The 17,654-nt window shown below is 73.7% G+C and carries 11 protein-coding genes; 2 read left to right on the top strand and 9 right to left on the bottom strand.

Features of this window, described 5'->3' with window-relative positions; genetic code table 11:
* Positions 1-37 precede the first annotated feature (37 nt).
* Positions 38-481, bottom strand: coding sequence for a MarR family winged helix-turn-helix transcriptional regulator (locus IG62_RS0104785; protein WP_234326273.1), 444 nt, complete (start codon positions 479-481; stop codon positions 38-40).
* A gap of 246 nt (positions 482-727) precedes the next feature.
* On the opposite strand from IG62_RS0104785, the gene IG62_RS48320 reads away from it, so the two are divergent.
* A complete protein-coding gene (locus tag IG62_RS48320; protein ID WP_107052905.1) occupies positions 728-1,771 on the top strand; it encodes an SMP-30/gluconolactonase/LRE family protein in 1,044 nt (347 codons plus the stop codon).
* A gap of 56 nt (positions 1,772-1,827) precedes the next feature.
* Here the strand turns inward: IG62_RS48320 and IG62_RS0104795 are convergent, their stop codons facing one another.
* From IG62_RS0104795 to IG62_RS0104830, 8 genes are all read right to left on the bottom strand, one after another.
* The gene (locus IG62_RS0104795) at positions 1,828-2,409 is read right to left on the bottom strand and encodes a hypothetical protein (protein WP_030797961.1); all 582 of its coding nucleotides are present in this window, start codon (positions 2,407-2,409) and stop codon (positions 1,828-1,830) included.
* A 202-nt stretch (positions 2,410-2,611) separates the two neighbouring features.
* Positions 2,612-5,632, bottom strand: coding sequence for a condensation domain-containing protein (locus IG62_RS0104800; RefSeq protein ID WP_030797963.1), 3,021 nt, complete (start codon positions 5,630-5,632; stop codon positions 2,612-2,614).
* Positions 5,622-7,583 (bottom strand): non-ribosomal peptide synthetase, encoded by a 1,962-nt coding sequence (locus IG62_RS0104805; protein ID WP_030797966.1) that lies wholly within the window; start codon positions 7,581-7,583, stop codon positions 5,622-5,624. The genes IG62_RS0104800 and IG62_RS0104805 overlap by 11 nt, the downstream gene beginning before the upstream one ends.
* Position 7,584: 1 nt before the next feature.
* Positions 7,585-9,621 (bottom strand): non-ribosomal peptide synthetase, encoded by a 2,037-nt coding sequence (locus IG62_RS0104810; RefSeq protein WP_051797600.1) that lies wholly within the window; start codon positions 9,619-9,621, stop codon positions 7,585-7,587.
* On the bottom strand, positions 9,621-12,932 hold the full coding sequence (locus IG62_RS0104815) for a non-ribosomal peptide synthetase (protein WP_051797602.1): 3,312 nt from the start codon (positions 12,930-12,932) through the stop codon (positions 9,621-9,623). Before IG62_RS0104815 ends, IG62_RS0104810 begins: the two co-directional genes overlap by 1 nt.
* 186 nt (positions 12,933-13,118) lie before the next feature.
* A complete protein-coding gene (locus IG62_RS0104820) occupies positions 13,119-14,480 on the bottom strand; it encodes a hypothetical protein (protein WP_030797973.1) in 1,362 nt (453 codons plus the stop codon).
* Positions 14,481-14,562: 82 nt separating this feature from the next.
* Positions 14,563-15,903: an MFS transporter gene (locus tag IG62_RS0104825; protein WP_051797605.1), complete on the bottom strand. Its 1,341-nt coding sequence runs from the start codon at positions 15,901-15,903 to the stop codon at positions 14,563-14,565.
* Between the two features lie 318 nt (positions 15,904-16,221).
* Positions 16,222-16,878 carry a TetR/AcrR family transcriptional regulator gene (locus IG62_RS0104830; protein WP_051797607.1) on the bottom strand — a complete coding sequence of 219 codons (657 nt, stop codon included), beginning with the start codon at positions 16,876-16,878 and terminating at the stop codon, positions 16,222-16,224.
* A gap of 88 nt (positions 16,879-16,966) precedes the next feature.
* Here IG62_RS0104830 and IG62_RS0104835 point away from each other — a divergent pair, with 88 nt between their 5' ends.
* Entirely contained in the window at positions 16,967-17,644 is a 678-nt protein-coding gene (locus tag IG62_RS0104835; RefSeq protein WP_030797978.1) for a hypothetical protein, read from the top strand.
* The last annotated feature ends 10 nt before the right edge of the window (positions 17,645-17,654 follow it).

A 17,654-nucleotide genomic window follows, 5' to 3' on the forward strand; every position in this document is an offset into this window, starting at 1 on the left:
GAGAGGACCCTCCCTGGTTTTGTCGCCCGGGGACCGGTCAGTCCGGGCGTACGGAGTCGAGGAGCGTGGCGCAGCGGCCGAGCAGGGCCACCAGCGTTGCCCGCTCCTCGTCCGTGAACTCCGCGGCCAGTGCGCGCTCGACGCGGATGGCGCGTGCGTCGGCGTCGTTCATCACTGCCCGGCCCTGGTCGGTGAGCCGGGTTTCCAGGACGTTCCGGTGCCACTCGTGCGGGGTGCGCTCGATGAGGCCGCGCTCCTGGAGGTTCTTGAGCACCGTGTTCATGGTCGGCGGCGTCACCCCGCAGGACCGCGCCAGTGCGGCCGCGGAGATCCCGGGCTTCTCGGACAGGAAGAGCAGGGCCGCGTACTGCGGAACCGTCAGACCGGCCGGCTTGAGCGCCGCGTGCTTGGCGCCCTGGAGCGCCCGCTCGGCGAGCTTGATGGAGGATCCGAGGCGCTCGGAAGCGGGCATGGACGTCATCTCCGCATCGTAATGGCTGTGCCGAGGGGGAGACTCCACCGGCGGAGGAGGGTCTACATGTGAGTGAGGACCTACATGTCTATACGAACCTTGACGGGCATTAGAGTTCTAACCTAGGTTCGTGTCTATCGCCGGTGGGGGCCCCGCGGTTCCCGGTCCGCGCGTGCTCCGGTTCCTGACTTCTCGGACCGGATCTCTGTCTGCTACCGAGAGGCGCTCACGTTGTCCCGAGAGGCATCCACCTTCTTGTCCCGCACCAACCGGCGCCGGCGCCATGTGCTGGGCGTGGCGGCTCTGGCCCTGACGGCCGCTTCCGCCTCCGTCACCGTCGCCGCCACGGCCCAGGCGCACGTGCCCGCCTCGCCCCCGGCCGCCGCCCAGCAGGGCGCCCATGCGCGGGTCTTGGCCGCCTACGACCTGCCGGGTGACCGCGTCTACCCCGAGGGCATCGCTGCCGACCCGGTGAGCGGCGACCTCTACGTCGGCTCGTACGCGACCGGCGCCGTGTACAAGGCGACGCCCGGTCACCGCACCGCCGAAATGTTCCTGCCGGCCGGTACCGACGGACGTCATACCGCCAACGGCCTCAAGGCCGACCGTGCCGGTCATCTCTGGGTGACCGATTCGACGGCCGGTGTCGCGGTGTATGACCTGCGGAGCCGCGCGCTCGTCGCGCGGTTCGACGTCACGGGGTCGGCCAAGTCCTTCGTCAACGACCTCGCGATCACTCCCGACGGGACCGCATATCTGACGGACAGCTACCGGTCCGTGCTCTACCGGGTCACACCGCGGCAACTGGCAGCGGCCGCGGCGCACGGCGGACGGGCCGAGCTGACCACCGCGTACGACCTGACCGATGCGCTCGGCCCGCGCCCGGCGGACGCCGTCAGCCTGAACGGCATCGCGGCCGATCGCTCAGGCCGCTATCTGCTGACCGTCGACATGACTGCCGGGACGCTGTACCGCGTCGATCTGCGCTCCGGGGCGGTGCGCCGGGTCGCGCTGCACGGCGGGGACGTCCTGCACGGCGACGGTCTGGAGCTGCGCGGCAATACGTTGTGGGTCGTCCACAACGTCACCAACACGATCAGCCGCTGGCACGTCTCCGACGACGGCGCGTCGGCGCGCCTGGAGCGCAAGGTCACCGACGAGGCGCTGCAGATCCCGACCACCATGGTGCGCAGCCACGGGCGCACGCTCGTCGTGCGGTCCCAGTTCGACAAGGGCGGCCCCATGGGTCCGGGAACGCCGCAGATACCGTTCACCGTGGCGACGGTGAACGGTATCTGAGGCGGAAGCCTGAGGTGGGCGCCGGCCGAGCCTGCGGCTGGCGCCGTGCCGGGGGCTCAGGGGTGCCAGATCTCCTTGATGCTGTTGATCTGGCCCTCGGAGTCCAGGGTGATGTCGTAGATGTTCCCGGAGCAGGTGTAGGGCGGCTTCACGGCGCTCTGGTTCGTCATGCAGTCGCCGGCGTGCGTCCACAGCTGGCCGACCGGAACCGACTTCGTGCGGCCGGACCCGGTGGCCAGTTCCGCCTTGACGTCCTCGGCGAAGAGGTAGTACTTGGCCTTGCCCTGACCGTGGTAGATCCAGTCGTTGGGCGTGCAGAACGGCTTGGCGTCCTTGGCGGACAGCGAGCCCTTCGACGGGGGAACGGCGGGCTCGACCATCTTGTGCCCGGCCGGCAGCTTCGGCGGCGCCCCGCAGTCGCCGGGGCCGTCGGCCTGGTCCGAGGCCTTGTCGCTCGGGGCCGGCTTCTTCGACGGCTGGGCGGAGGCGCTGGAGCCGCCGGAGCCGCTGGAGCCGCCGGAACTGCTGGAGCCGGCGCTGTCGCCGTGGGGATCGTCCTCCGGGCCGCAGGCGGTGAGGCCGACGCCGAGCGTGGCGACGAGCGCAAGCGTGCCGATGAGTCGTTGAGTTGGCTTCATCCCGAAAGTCCCCCGTGATGCGCAGAATGACGTGATCATGATTGATCGGGAGAGTTCTACACCAGGGAGCAGTTCGAGAGCCAATCGCGGGGGCGGCGGCTGCCGGAACCCGCGCTGTTTCTCCGGCACTTCGACGATCACCAGGGTCCCGTGGCTGCCCGGGCGCCCGGCGTGCCGGGCGCCGGGGCAGCAGGGGAAGGCCTCATGCTCGGCTGGGGTTCCGGTCCGGGGACGGGGTGATCATCGCGGCGAGGACGGAACGGAGGTCTTCGCCGGGTAGCGGGCGCAGGGGGCGCGCCAGGCGGTCGGAGTGGTAGTGCCAGTGGTGGTTGAGGTCCGGGTGGATGTCGTCGGATTCCACGAAGTCGACGGTGGCGCCGAGGAGTTGGGAAAGCTCGGCGCCGAGGTCGTGCCAGGTGACATGGCCGCTGATGGCGTTGGCCACGCCGTGTACGGGAGCGTCCAGGCAGGACACCACCGCTCGGGCCAGCGCCGCGGCGTGCACCCAGGCAGCGCCGTACCAGGCGTGACCGCCGGCGCCCGGGCGGGGCACGGCCAGCGGCCGGCCCTCGCGGATGGCCTGGTAGAGGACTCCCGTGGCGCCCCAGCGCAGCTGGTCGCGGAGCCGGTCGTGCGGGCCCCAGACCAGCGGGGAACGGACCGCGCTCGCGCCGCCCCGCCCCGCGGTGCCGGCCGCCCGGAGCAGCCGCGCCTCACAGTCGAGCTTCGCCCGGCCGTAGGGGCTGAGCGGTTCGTACGAGGGGGACTCCTCGGCCACCTGGCCGCCGTCGGGATGCCCGTACGCGTCCACGCTGCTGACGAAGACGAACGGGCCCCGCGACCAGGCGTCCACCATGGCGTCCATCGCCGCCACATCCACCTCGGGACGGGTGAAGGTGCAGGCCGCGTGGATGATGGCGTCCGCGTCCTGAACGGCCTTGCGCAGCCCGTCGAGGTCGGTGAGGTCGCCCTCGACGACCTCCACGCCGTCCGCCGCGACCAGGTGCGCGGATTCGGGACGGGCCAGGGCCAGTACGGGGCGCCCCTGGGCGGCGAGTTCCTGCACCAGGAAGCTGCCGACGCCGCCGGTGGCGCCGGTGACCAGTACGGCGCCGTTCCGCGCCCGGCCCGCCCGCGGTGCCGGCTGTCCGGCCGGCGCTGTCCGGCCCGTGCCGCCGGTCCGCCCCGGGCGGGTGGACGCTCGGAGGGATGCGGCGGCGCGTTCCGCCGCCCGTGCGTCGAGGAGGGCGGAGACCGCGCGGGGAGTGCGGGCCTGCATGATGTCCAGGCCGGTCAGGGGCAGGGTCAGCGCGCGACGCAAGCGTTCGGCGAGCTGTACGGCGACGAGCGAGTGACCACCGAGGGCGAAGAAGTCGTCGTCCGGGGCCGGCGTTCGGCCCAGGAGTGCCGCGAAGCCCTCGCGTACGGCGTCGGCGTGCGGCCCCTCGGGTGCGGGCGGCGAGGGGAGGCCGGGCAGATGCGCCGGGTCCACCGTGCCGTCGGCGGCGCGGGGGAGAACGTCGAGCAGGGTGACGGCGGCCGGGACGAGGCCGGGCGCCAGGCGCTCCCGCAGGTGGGCGCGCAGCTCGGCGGGCGACGGGCCGCCGATCTCCCGCAGGACCGCGTAGGCGAGCAGCGGGCCACCGGCAGGGGAGACCACCGTGGCGTCGGAGACGTCGGGGTGGCAGCGCAGGAGCCGCTCGGCCGGGTGCGCATCGCTGCCCTGCAATGCGTCGAGGCCGGAAGGGAGTTGACCGCCGGCACCCTTGGCAAGGTGAGAGAGCGGCAGGTCGTCCGTGGCGGCCGCGAGTGCGGTGAGGACGGCCGCGTAGGTTGCGCCGAAGGCGGTGGCTGCCTCCTCGTCCAGTGCGGCGCGGCGGTACTGGACCAGGGCGGCCGGCCGATCGGTGTCCACCAGGCCGAAGGAGAGGTCGAACTTGGCCTCGCCCACGCCGACCTCGACGTACTCCGCGTCCGTCCCGGGCAGGCGCAGCGTCGTCGGGGTGCCGAGGACGTCCGCGGTCACCCGCACCAGGGACGTGCCGTCCGCACCGCGGGCGGCGGCACCGATCCGGTCCACGATGCGGTCGAACGGCACGTCGGCGTGCTGCTGGGCATCGAGCAGGGCGGCACGCACCCGCGTCAGCAGCGTGCTGAAGGACGGCTCGCCGGAGGTGTCGACGCGCAACGGGAGCGTATTGACGCACAGCCCGACCAGTCCGCGCATGGCCGTTCCCCGGCGGTGCGTACCGGCGATGCCGATCACGAGGTCGTCCTGCCCCGTACAGCGGTGCAGGGTGGCGAAGGCGGCGGTGAGCGCCACGGTGAACGGCGTGGCGTGGTGCCGCCGGCCCAGCTCGCGCAGGGCGGCCGGTACCTCCGGGTCGAGCGGTGTGGTGTGTGACCCGGTGGGCCGGGCGGTGAGGTCGGTGGGCGGGTGAGCGGGGCCGGGGAGTCGTGGGGGAGCGGCGCCTTCGAGGAGGGCGTGCCAGTGGCGCAGCCCCTCGTCGAGGCCGTCGGCCGCGGCTCGGTGTTCGTGCCGGGCGAAGTCGGCGTACTGGGGCGGTGGGGCCTGCGGCTGTGGCTTCGACAGTGGCAGTGACGAGGGCTGTGCGGGGTCGGACCCGGGGGCCGGAGCGGAGGCTTCACGAGGACGGACGGCGGTCTCGTACAGTGCGGCGAGTTCCTCCGCCACGATCTCCAGGGACGGCCCGTCGAGCGAGATGTGATGGAACGTCAGAAGCGCGGTGTGGTCCTGGGCGCCGTGTCGCAGGACGAGTGCGCGGGGCACGGTCCCCGCGGCGAGGTCGAACGGGCGGCGGGCCTCCGCCGCCAGCAGCGGTGGGGCGTCCGCCGGGTCGGCCGGGACCACCGGCACCGCGAACGACTCGGGTGCCGGCAGCACCTCCTGGCACGGCTCGCCGTCCCGCTGTACGTAACGGGTGCGCAGGATCTCGTGCCGGCGGACGAGCTCGGTCAGCGCGGAGGCCAGCGCGTCGACGTCGAGCGGGCCGCGCAGCCGGGTGGCGAACGGCACGCTGTACGAGGCGCCGTCGTGACCGAGCCGGTCCATCAGCCACATGCGGTGCTGGGCGCGGGAGAGCGGTGCCGGGCCGCGGTCGGCGGAATCGGGGCGGGCGGTGGGCCGGGCCGCGGCGCGTTCCCGGGCCCGGCGCAGCAGCTCCTCCTGGAAGGAGGGGGCGGCGGGGCGGTCAGTGGCCATCGGTGTCCTCCGGGGCGTGCGGGTGAAGATCACCGTGCGCGGCGAGCAACGCCCGCTCGACCAAGGCGGCCTGGCCGGCCACGGTGGGGGAGCCGAAGAAGTCGGCGAGCGACAGTTCCACGCCGAGTTCCTCGCGGAGGTCGTCGGTGACGGCGAGCGCGAGCAGCGAGTGGCCGCCGAGGGCGAGGAAGTCGGCGTCCGGGCGGGTCACTTCGCAGCCGAGGGAACGGCTCCAGACGTCGGCGACTGCCTGCTCCAGTGGCGTCAGTGGTCCGTCCGGAGCAGCCGTCGGCGACCCGTCCGCCCCGTCCGACTCGTCCGAACCACCTGAAACACCTGAACTACCTGAGCTCTCGGCCCCGTTCGCGGAGAGCAGGTCGGCCAGGGCGCGGCGGTCGACCTTGCCCGAGGGGTTGAGCGGCAGGTCGGCGACGACGGTCAGTTCGTCGGGTACCAGATGGGCGGGCAGGGCCGCGGCCAGCCGGTCACGCAGGGCGTCCGGCCGGGGGACGGGACCGGGTGCGGCGACGACGAAGGCGACCAGCCGGGCGTCGTCGGGGGCGGGGCGGTGCACGGTGACGGCCGCATCGGCCACCTCCGGCTGCTCCCGCAGCGCGTACTCGACCTCCCCCGGCTCGATCCGGAAGCCGCGCACCTTCACCTGGTCATCCGTGCGGCCGTGATAGTCGAGCACACCGTCCGGGCGTCGGGAGACCACATCGCCGGTGCGGTAGAGGCGGCCCCACCGGGGGTGGGTGGTGAAGCGTTCGGCGGTCAGCTTCGGACGGCCGGTGTAGCCCAGCGACAGCCGACTGCCACCGACCCACAGTTCGCCCCGCTCGCCGTCCGGGACCGGCCGGCCGGCCTCGTCCAGGACGTGCGCGGTGGCTCCGGCGATGGGACGGCCGATCGGTATCTGTCCGGCGCAGTCGGCGGCGGTGACCCGGTGGGCGGTGGCGAACGTCGTCGTCTCCGTCGGCCCGTAGCCGTTGACCAACTCCAGCCAGGGGAACGCCCGCAGCACCTCGCGGGCATGGTGCGCGGCGAGCGCCTCGCCGCCGACCACGACCGTGCGCAGCGGCGCGAAGATCCGGGAACGGCGCACCGCCAGCTGGTGGAAGAGCGCGGTGGTGAAGAAGGCCACCGTGACGCCGTGCCGCTCCGCCTGCTGGGCCAGGTCCTCCAGCGAGGGCCGCTCAACGGTGCACACCACGACGGCGGCGCCGTTGGCGAGGGCGCTCCACACCTCGAAGGTCGACGCGTCGAAGGTCAGCGGCGAATGGAACAGCACCCGGTCGCGGGGCGTCAGGGTGAGGTACGCCGGGTCGCTGACCAGCTCGGCTATCGCGCGGTGGGCGATCGCCACGCCCTTGGGGCGACCGGTGGAGCCGGAGGTGAACATGATGAACGCGGCGGCGTCGGGGAGGGGCCCGTCAGCCTGGGTGCCCTCGGCCTGCGGTGCGTCAAGCCGCGGTTCCTCCACCTGCGGCTCGTCGGGCAGGGCGAGGGTCGGGCCGGGCGGAGCGGCGGATTCCAGCAGCTTGGCGTCCCCGACGGTCAGCGTCACGCCGGCCTCCGCGGCCAGTGCCTCGCTCCGCGGGCGCGGGTGCACCGGATCGAGCGGTACGCAGACGGCACCGGCCCACCACAGCGCGAGCTGGGCGATGACGGTACGGGCCGAGCGGGGCGTCAGCAGCGCCACGGCGTCACCCCGGCGGACTCCCCGCCGGCGCAGATGCCCGGCGAGCGCCCGGGCGGCACGGACCAGCTGCGCGTACGTCAGCGTGGTGTCGCCGTCCGCCACGGCCAGGGCGTCCGGGGTCCGTTCGGCGTGCCGCGCCACGAGTGCCGGCAGGCCGGTCGGAGCGGGCTCGCTCGGCAGGGTGCTTTCGGTGGGCACGGGCCCTTCCTTCCAGGTGTCGTCGGGGTGCGGGGACAGCGGGACGGTCATCTCAGTCCCGCCCCGGCTTCGGGTCCACGTCCGCGGCTGCCCGGCGGGCGTCCACCAGGGCTGCCACGGCGCGCAGATCGGGCTGGCGGAGCAGCTCCGGAGCACGCAGCCGTACGCCGGTCTCCCGCTGGACGGCGGTCAGCAGACGGGCGGCGATCAGCGAGGTGCCGCCCGCCGCGGTGAAGTTCTCGGCCAACGTGGTCTCCGGCCGGGCGAGCAGATCGCGCACCGTGCCGAGCACCAGCCGTTCCCCGGGGGTGGACCCGTCGGGGAGCACCTCCGACTCGGACGGCGCTGCCGGGCCGGACGAACCGGGGCCGGGCGGACCGGGCGGTACCGGCGAGACGCTCTCCTCGGTCGCTCGGCGCACCAACTCCGGCCGGTCCACCTTGCCGTTGGCGTCCAGGGGGAAGGCGTCGACGATGCCTACGGCCGAGGGGACGGCCTGCTCGGGCAGCCAGGCCTGGACCGCCGTCAGCAAACCCTCCGCCGTCGGGGTGGCGCCGCCGGCCGGCCGTACGTACGCCACCAGGCGGGTGCGGCCGTCGGGCGTCCGGGGTGCGACGACGACGGCGCTGCGCACCGCCGGGTCCTGCTCGAACGCGGCCGCCACCTCCGCCGGTTCGATCCGCACGCCGCTGATCTTCACCTGGTCGTCGAGGCGTCCGAGGAACTCCAGCAGCCCGTCGGCCCGCATCCGCACCCGGTCCCCGGTGCGGTACAGCCGGTCCACGCCGGGCGGCAGGGCGAGGTCCGCGGGCGGGGTGGTGAAGCGGCGGGCGGTCAGCTCGGGGTCCAGGTAGCCGAGCGACAGGCACCGCCCGCCGAGCCGCAACTCGCCCTCGGTGCCGCGGGGTACGGGGCGGCCGTCGTCGTCGGTGACCACCACGGTCACGCCCGGCACCGGGCCGCCGATCGGCGGCGCGCTCTCCGCGTCCTCCGTCTTGGCGGCGTCCGCGCCGCGCATGGCGTACGAGGTGGCCATGACGGTGGCCTCGGCGGGGCCGTAGGCGTTGTGGACGGTGGCCGTCACGTCCGCGGCCGGGCGGCGGCGCAACCGGTCGCCGCCGACGATGAGGTGACGGAGTGTCAGGCCGCTGGGCCAAGGACGGTCGAGGAGCGGCTCGATCATCGGGGTGGCCCCGATCGACACCGATACCGCGGCATCGCGCCACCAGTCGGTGAGCACCTCCGAGTCCCAGCGGACCTCGTCCGGCGCGGGTACCAGCGCGGCGCCGGACGTCAGCCCGGCCCACAGTTCCAGCACGTGCGGGTCGAAGGCGACGCCGATGAGCAGGGAATGGCGGTCGCCCGGGGCCAGACCGGTTTCCGCGCGGTACCAGTCGAGCAGGGTGCCGAGGGCCGCCTCGGCGACCGCGACCGCCTTGGGACGGCCGGTGGAACCAGAGGTGAGTACGGCGTAGAACGCCTCGGCGGGCGCGCGACGGGCTCCCGCGCCGGGTCCGTCCGCGAACGCCGCGACGGCCTGCGCCGGGGCATTGGCACCCACCACCGGCAGGGGCAGCACCACCTGGTCGACCGGTCCCGCCTGGTTCCGTTCCCCCTGCCCGGAGGTTCGGAAACGGGGCGGCAACAGCACCGGATCGCCGATCAGACAGGCCATGTCCAGGTCCTGGGTGACGGTCCCGACACGGCGTTCACCGGGCTGCGGGCCGAGCGGCAGGTAGACCGCGCCGAGGCGGGCGAGCGCGACGGCGGTCACCACCAGCGCGGCCGAACGGTCCAGGCAGACGCCGACCAGGTCGCCGGGCCGGACCCGGTCGCGGAGCGCATCCGCCACCGCGTCGGCGGCGGTGCCGATCTCCCGGTACGTCCAGGTGTGCGCGCCGTCGATCACCGCGGGCGCCTCGGGTGAACGGGCGGTCCACTCCGCGAAGCGGGAGAGCACACCGGCCGGGGCGCCGGCCGCGGGCGTGGCGCCGTGGGCGATGCTCAGCGGGCCGTCCTGGACCCGGGAGGTCTGGGGGGCCGGGGAGACCTGGTGGGCCTGGAGGGTCGGGGTCGAGGTCGGGTGCATCACGCCTCCGTCGCAGTGGTCGCGGCAGTCACAGGGGTCACGACGGGGGTGGCCGTGGTGGTCGTAGGAGCCGCGGCCGTCGTGGGCGCGGCGGCGAACGCCGCGAGGGCGTCGGCCTGGTCGGCGAGTACCGGGTTGCGGAACAGCAGCCGCAACGGCGGGCGTTCGCCCAGGTGGGGTTCCAGCCAGGCGGACAGCTGGGCGGCGAGCAGCGAATGACCGCCGACGTGGAAGAAGTGCGAGGTCGCGTCGAAGCGGCGGTGGCCCAGGACCTCCTGCCAGCCGTCGGCGAGCAGCGCCGTCATCGGGTCGTCGGACACCGGACCGGTGGCGTCGCCCTCCCCGGCCGGGGCCGCAGAAGCCGCGGCCTCCACCGGAACCGTCGGCTCCAGCGCCGCGGCCGTACGGGACAGCGCCACCCGGTCCGGCTTGCCGCCGGCCAGCCTCGGCAGTACGTCCAGGCGTGCCCACCGCCCCGGCACCAGAGCGGCCGGCAGCCGGCGGCTCAACTCCGTGTGCAGGGCCTGCTCGTCCCACTCCGCGCCCGGTGTGCCCTTCGCGTCCGGGCCGGTGTTCTCCAGGAAGCCGACGAGCCGGGGCCCACCGGGGGCCTCGCGTTCCAGGACGACGGCGCACGACCGGCCGCCGAGCACGGCCGACGCGGCGGCCTCCACCTCCTCCAGCTCGATGCGGTAGCCGCGCAGCTTGACCTGGTTGTCCCGGCGGCCCAGGAAGTAGAGCAGCCCGTCGCGGCCCCGGTAGCCGAGGTCACCGGTGAGGTAGACCCGTTCCCCGCCGAGCGCGTCGACCGTGACGAACCGGGCGGCGGTGGCCTCCGGGTTGCCGACGTACCCCTCGGCGAGCCCGGCCCCGGCGATCGCCAGCTCGCCGACCGCGCCGTCCGGCAGCGGACGGCGCCCGGCGTCCAGGACGTGGATGCGCTCGCCGGGCAGTTCGGTGCCCAACGGGATCTCCGCGCCCTCGGCCAGGCCGTCGGGGGTGATCTCGTGGACGGTGGAGCTGATGGCGGCCTCCGTCACGCCGTAGACATTGAGCACCGTGGCGTCGGTGTCGGCGAGGAAGGCGCGCATCACCTCGGCCGGGAGGCGCTCCCCGCCGAGGACCAGCAGCCGGGGCGTCCACCGGCCGTCGCGCAGGGCGGGGGCCATGTCGTCACGGGTGGCGAGGAAGTAACTGGTGGGCAGGTTCGCCACGGTGACCCTGGCGGTGGTCAGCAGCTCGGTCAGCTCGGCCCCGGTCGGCACCTCGTACTCGGGCACGACCAGGCACGCCCCGGCGTACAGCGACGGCAGCACCTCCTCCAGCGCCACGTCGAACGACGGCTGGGCGAACAGCAGCGCCCGGTCACCGGGCGCCAGGCCGAATCGCTCGGCGGCGCCGGTCAGATGGTTCGCCAGCGCCGCCCGTCCGACGGCCACGGGCTTGGGCACACCCGTCGAGCCCGAGGTGTGGATGATGTACGAGGCGCCGGGCACCACCTCCGCCTGCCGGGCCCGGGGAAGGACCGGCGCGTCGACCGGGGCCACCGGGAGACCGGCAGGGACGGAGGGGCCGGCCGGGCCGGTGACCGGGGCCTCGGCGGGAGTCAGTACCAGGGCCGGGGAGAGCCGCTCCAGCAGCAGCTCCAGCCGCGCCGGCGGATCGGACGGCGACAGCGGGCAGTACACCGCTCCGCTCCGCAGACACGCCAGCAGCGTCACGACCGAGTCGAGGCCGCGCGGCAGCACGGCGGCCACCGGCTGACCGGCCGTCACCCCCGCGGCGCCCAGCCGCTCCACCAGCGAGTCCACCTGCGCGTCGAGGTCGCCGTAGGTGATCCGGCGGGCGCCGACGAGCAGCGCCGGCAGCGACGGGTCATGGGCGGCGGCGGGGTCCAGCGGGTCACGGTCGGCACCGTCCTGGGCCGCCGGGGTGAGGGGCGTGCCGGCCTGGACCGGCTCGGGAGCCGAGGGCAGCGCCAGGTCGGCGAGGACGGTGCCCGGGGCGTCGAGGTAGGCCCGCAGCAGGTCGAGGAACCGCCCGGCGAGCAGCTTCGCCACGTCCTCCCCGAACATGTCGGCGTCGTAGTCCCACACCAGCGTCATGCCCGGCGCACCGTGCCGCGGTGTGACCCCGCGCCGGTCGTCCGGCAGCAGCACCACGTCCAGGTCGAAGCGCGTGGTGCCGGTGTTGAAGCCCTCGAACAGTGTGATGTCCAGACCGGGTACGTCGATCTCGGGCAGCTCCGCGTCGTGGGCGCTGAACATGACGCTGAACAGCGGGTTGTCCGCACCCGAGGTGTGCAGACCGAGCGCCCGGGTCAGCTCCTGGACCGGCACCTCCTGGTGCGGCAGCGCACGGATCAGGGTGTCGGTCACCTCGTCCATGGACTCCTCGGCCGGTGCGTCCGGATCCAGCCGGAGCGGGAGCGGAATCGTGTTCACGAACATCCCCACCGCGTCCTCGAACCCGCGCGGGCGGTTGCCGACCGCGGTGCCGATGACCATCTGCGTGCGGCCGCTGTGCCGGCGCAGCAGCTCGGCGAAGAGCCCCAGCAGCGCGGCGAACGGCGTCAGACCGCGCGCACGGGCGTGCTCCCGCAGCCGGCCGGCCAGGTCGGCGCCGATCGACTGGCGCAGCTGCCCGCCGTGGTGGCGGCGCCGCGACCCCGGCCGGGTCAGCCCGGGCAGCGGCATGTCGTAGGAGAAGTCGCGCAGTTCACCGGTCCAGAACTCAAGGCCGGCCCGCCGCTCCTCGTCGCCCGCGGCACCGCTCTCCCGCTGCACCCGGACGTGATCGGCGTACGAGGACGCGGCGGGCAACTCGACCGGCTCGCCCAGGACATGGCCCCGGTAGACGGTGAAGACGTCCCGCAGCAGGATCGCGAAGGAGTGGCCGTCGTGGATCAGATGGTGCTCGACGTGGATGAGCCGGTGCCGGTCCTCCGCCAGCCGGACCAGCGTCCAGCGCAGCAGCGGCGCCTGATACGTGTCGAGCGGCGTCTCCGCCTCGGTGCGCAGCAGCTCCTCGAAGGCCCGGTCGGGGTCGTCCGCCCCGCTCAGGTCCACCGTCCGCAGCCGCGGCGCACAGCCCTCGGCGACCCGCTGGCCGGGTACCGCGCCGGGGACGGCGACGAGTTCCAGCCGCAGACCGGGGTGCCGGTCGAGGACGGCGGCGAGCCCGCGGCGCAGGGCCTCGGCGTCGAGGGTGCCCCACAGATCGAGTGCGGCGGTGAAGTTGTACGCGCGGCTGCCCGGCTGCACCTGTTCGTGCAGCCAGACGATCTCCTGCGAGGAGGAGAGCGGAAGCATGGGCGGTCCTTGATGTGTGGTCGGATCGGAGTGGCGCGGCCGGGCATGGTCGGGCCGGTCCGCGCGGTGCGCAGGCCGGGCCGCGGATCACACGGCCGGCCGCGAGGTGGCTTCAGGAGCGATGGGGCGGGCTCGGAAAGAGGTGAAGAAGGTAAAGAGGGGAAGGAAGGCAGGCAGATGGCCGGGTCAGCCGACCGCGGCAGCGGGGGCACCCAAGGCACCGGTCAGCGCGGCGAAGGCGTCCTCGGCCGTCCCGTCGGAGTGCACCGCGCGGTCCCACACCATGCGCAGCCGCAGTTCCGGGCCCTGGGTGACGGACACCGCGAAGGGTCCGCGTACCGCTCTGCCGTCGATGTGGATCTCCCGGCCGGTGACCCCGCCGAGCCGGAGCGGGGGCCGCCGGCGGGCGTCGTCCACGGTCAACAGCCCGTCGAGACCGCCCCGCCAGCCGGACCCGGCGGCCCGTGCCGCGTGCACCACCGCGTCGAACGGCGTCCCGGCGTGGTCCAGATCGTCCCACCACGCGCCGGCCGTCTCCTCCGGCGTCGCCGGGCCCGTGCCCGTCGCGGTGGGAAAGACCACGGTGTTGAGGAAGCAGCCGAGCACCGGTGCGGCGGCGGAGGGACGGCCGCCCCACGGATAGCCGAGCGGCACCACGTGGCCCTTCCCGTACAGCACCTCCGCGGCGGCGCGGCAGGCGTCGAGCAGATGGGGGAAGGACGTTCCGGTCTCCGGAGCGGGTATCCGCCGCTCGGCCGAACCGCTCGGCAGCCCGTCCTGCGCCAGGCTCTGCGGCCCGTTCGTGGACCGCGCCCGTTCGCACGCCGCGCGGAGCCGGTCGCCCCAGTACGCCATCGCTGCCGGCGACCCCGCCCGTTCCTCCGCGGCCAACTGCAGGAGTACGGCCTCCCGGTAGGCGTCCAGCTCGGCGGCGGCGTCGGCGGGCGACGGGCCGTCCGCCGTGCGGCCCGCGGCATAGGCGGCGCCCAGCTCCTCGACGATCCGGTTCAGCGACTGCCCGTCGCACGCGGTGTGTTCCAGCACCACGGCGAGCACTTCCCGTGGCCCTTCGGCTCCCGATCCGTCGGGTCCGCCCGGTCCCGCCGCGCCGTCCAGGCCGTCCGCCGCCAGGAACAGCCGCAGTGGCGCTCCCTGCGGGGCCCAGTCGCGCAGGACCCGCCGCAGCGCGGCCGCCGCGTCCTCACCCGGCGCACGGGAGACCCGCGTGACCGGCACCTCCGGCGGCCCCAGCCGAAGCACCGGGGTACCCCGCAGCACCTCAGGACGGGCGCGCAACACGGGGTGCAGTACGGCGAGGCGCCGGGCCGCCGCGGCGAGGCGTGCGAGGTCCACCGTGCCGCGCGGGAAGGAGAAGAACATCGGCACCAGGTCGGGCCGCCCGGCCGGGTCCATGGCCCGTACGAGGACGAAGCGCCGCTGAGCACCGGTGACCGGCAGCAGGGCCGGTGCCCCGTCGCCGTCGGCACCATCGACGCTGTCGTCGAGCCGGCGGAAGCGGGCCAGGTACTGGCTCGTGATGCTGTGCACGGAAGCCTCTCTGGGGAGGGAGAAGTGAGGTGGGGAGGGAGGCGGGGAGAACGGGGACGAGGGCTCGGGCGCGGCGCGCGCTCTAACCGCGCCCGGCGGCCTCGACCTGCCGGCCGGCACCGGCACCGGCGGCGGTGCTCTCGTCCGACTCCTCATCGATGGCACCCAACTCGCCGTCTGTGGATGGGAGTTCACGCATCCTCCGCAGCGGCGAGAGCAGCAGCGGCAGCGGTACGGCGAGGAAGCCCGCCGCGCACCACACCAGCGCCGTACGGGCGCCGTACGCATCGGCCAGGGCACCGCCGGCCAGCGCGCCGAGCGGCAGCGTGCCCCACATCACGAACCGCAGGGTGGCGTTCATCCGGCCGAGCAGCCTGGGCGGGCAGACGGTCTGGCGGAAACTGACCTGGGCGACGTTGTAGACGACCGCCCCGAAGAAGACCACGCCGGAGCCGAGCGCGAACAACGACGCTCCCGCGCCGCGCCCGGACAGCGGCCACAGCACCGCGAACGGCCCGGTGACCAGGGCGGACAGCCAGATGATCCGGGCCCGGCCGAGCCGTGCGGCGAGCGGGCCGGCGCACAGGGCGCCCGCCAGGCCGCCGAGCGCGGCGGCGGACAGCACCAGGCCGACGGCCGCGGGTGCCAGCCCCAGCTCCCGTACCAGGAAGACGGACTGGGTGGCCATCAGCATGGCGGAGAAGAGGTTGGCCAGCCCGGTGGCCAGGGCGATCACCCGAAGCAGACGGTGGCCGAACACGAAGCGCAGCCCCTCGCCGACGTCCTTGCGGAGCGAGGCTCCCGGTACGCGTTCCGGGAGGCTCTCCGGCCGCTTGATGCGCCACAGGAAGAGCGCGGAGAGCGCGTAGCCGCAGGCGTCCGCCACGATGGCCAGCGGCGCGCCGAGCAGCTGCACCAGGCCACCGCCCAGCCCGGGGCCCGCGACCTGTGCCGAGGAACGCACGGTCTCCAGCGCTCCGTTGCCGGCGACCAGCTGTTCCTTGGGCAGCAGTTGGGGTACGAAGCTCTGGTGGGCGATGTCGAAGAAGACCGTCGCCACACCCGTGACCAGGGCGACGACGTACAGCTGGGCCATCGTCAGCACCCCGGCGACGGCGGCCAGGGGGATGCTCGCCATGGCCACGGCCCGCACCACATCGGCACGGATCAGCAGCGGCAGCTTCCGCATCCGGTCGACCCAGGCTCCCGCGGGCAGGCCGACCAGCAGGAACGCCGCGGTCTCGGCCGCGGTGAGCAAACCCACCTGGAACGCGGGCGCGTTGAGCCGGAGGACTGCGACGAGGGGCAGCGCGACCAGGGTGACCTGGGAACCGAAGAGTCCGGCCGCGGCTCCGGTGAGGAGCAGGCGGAACTCGGGCATGCGCAGCGGGCCGCTTGTGGCGGCTCGGGGTCTGACGGGCATGCTGATGACATTCGGGGACCCGACGATCTCCGGTCAAAACGAAGAGCGTAGTTTCAGACGGGTTTCTTCACCAATTACGCACACGCGCCGGAAATTTTCCGCCAGATTCTGGCAACGACAGGATGTCCGGAGTCTGTGCCGCCCTGGTCCGTCGGCAGGTCCGGTCGGGCCGACGGCGGATCAAGGCCCCGCCGGTCTGCACGCAACGTCACGAGTCGCAATCTGACCGAAAACTGCCATCGATGTCCCCTTATGAACGGAACCCCGCGCTTCACCCGCTATGCGGTCGCCGGCCCCGTTCGCGGACTCCCTCTGGAGTCACTGCGACGCGTCGGCTGCGGCGGGCGAGTCACCCTCGACGAGGGTGGCGACGGCCCGGCACAGGAGGTGCAGGCTGCGCCGGAACTTCTCGTCCTGGCTCAGCCGGGGCATCTGCGTGAGCAGGAGCGGGAAGCGCGCGTGCAGGTCCGCGTAGACCTCTTCGGTGACGGGGGGAACCTGCACCCCGCTCTGTTCCTGGAGGACGAAGCCGGTGATGTGGCTCAGCAGGGTGTCGGCGGCGGTGCCGGCGTGTTCGGCGGGGACACCGACGCCGAGAAGCGTGTGCAGAAGACGTTCCATCAAGGACAGGCCGCCGGTGCTGAGCATCCTGGGGCTGTCGACCAGCAAGAGCGCTCCACCCGGGTGCTTGAGGAGGGCCTGGCGCAGGGTGGTGGCCTGGGCCTCGATCCGGTCCCGCCAGGTCGCCCCGGGCGGCAGGGCGGCCAGCGCGGTGCTGCCGTCGTCGTAAGCCTGCCGGCAGACCCGGTCGGCCATCAAGGCGAGCAGGTCGTCCTTGCTGTGCACGTGGTAGTAGAGGCTGCCCGCGTGCGCGCCGAGCCGGTCGGCCACCTGGCGCATGGACAGGCCGTGGTAACCGACCTCGGCGAACGTGGCCATACCGGCATCGATGATCCGCTCCTTGGTGAGCTTCATCTTCCCACCGTAAAGCTTTTCCAACGCTGTTCGAAAGCTGTGTTAGCCTCCGGCCGACCATTTCGAACGGTGTTGCAGGGGGCGGGACATGGACGAGCTGCTTTTCAACGTGACCACGGCCGCGTTGATGGTGATGATCATCAACAGCGGGCTCGGTGCGGTCGGACGTGACTCGCTGTGCGGGCGCCCCGTCCCGTGGGCAGCGATCGCCCTGAGCGCACTGGCGGTGGCCGGCGTCGTCCTCCAGTTGTGCTGGTCGGGCGCGATGGCCGCCCTCGACAACGACCCCGCCAAGAGTGGCTGGTGGCGGGTGTTCACCTCGGTCTTCCTGCAGAACGGCGGCCCGGGCGGCGCCCTCTGGAACATCGCGACCCTCGCCCTCGCGGCCACGCTCGCGCAGTGGCTCTGGGGCGGCACGCTGACCCTGGGCTTCTTCGTCGCCGGCATCCTCCTGCCGGAGCACCTCGACGCGCTGCTCGGAATCGGCGGCGGCTCCAGCACGGACCCGCGCAACTTCGCCGGCAGTTCGGGCGCGACCTACTTCCTGGGCGCCACCCTGGCCCTGGCCCTCCTGACCCGCACCCGCGTCAGGAAGCAGCAGGCCCTCGCGATCGCCGTCCCGGTGCTCGGCCTGGTGATGTGGCTCGCGCAGGAGAACGGCCACGGTCTGGTCGCCGTGTACGGCTTCGCGCTCGGCGCGCTGGCCTGGGCCGTGCGCCGCTTCCTGGGCCGCACGGAGACCGAGCCGTCGCCACACTCCGCGTAACACCTGTCCG

The sequence above is a fragment of the Streptomyces sp. NRRL S-337 genome (genome assembly GCF_000720175.1).
Lineage (GTDB): Bacteria > Actinomycetota > Actinomycetes > Streptomycetales > Streptomycetaceae > Streptomyces > Streptomyces siderophoricus.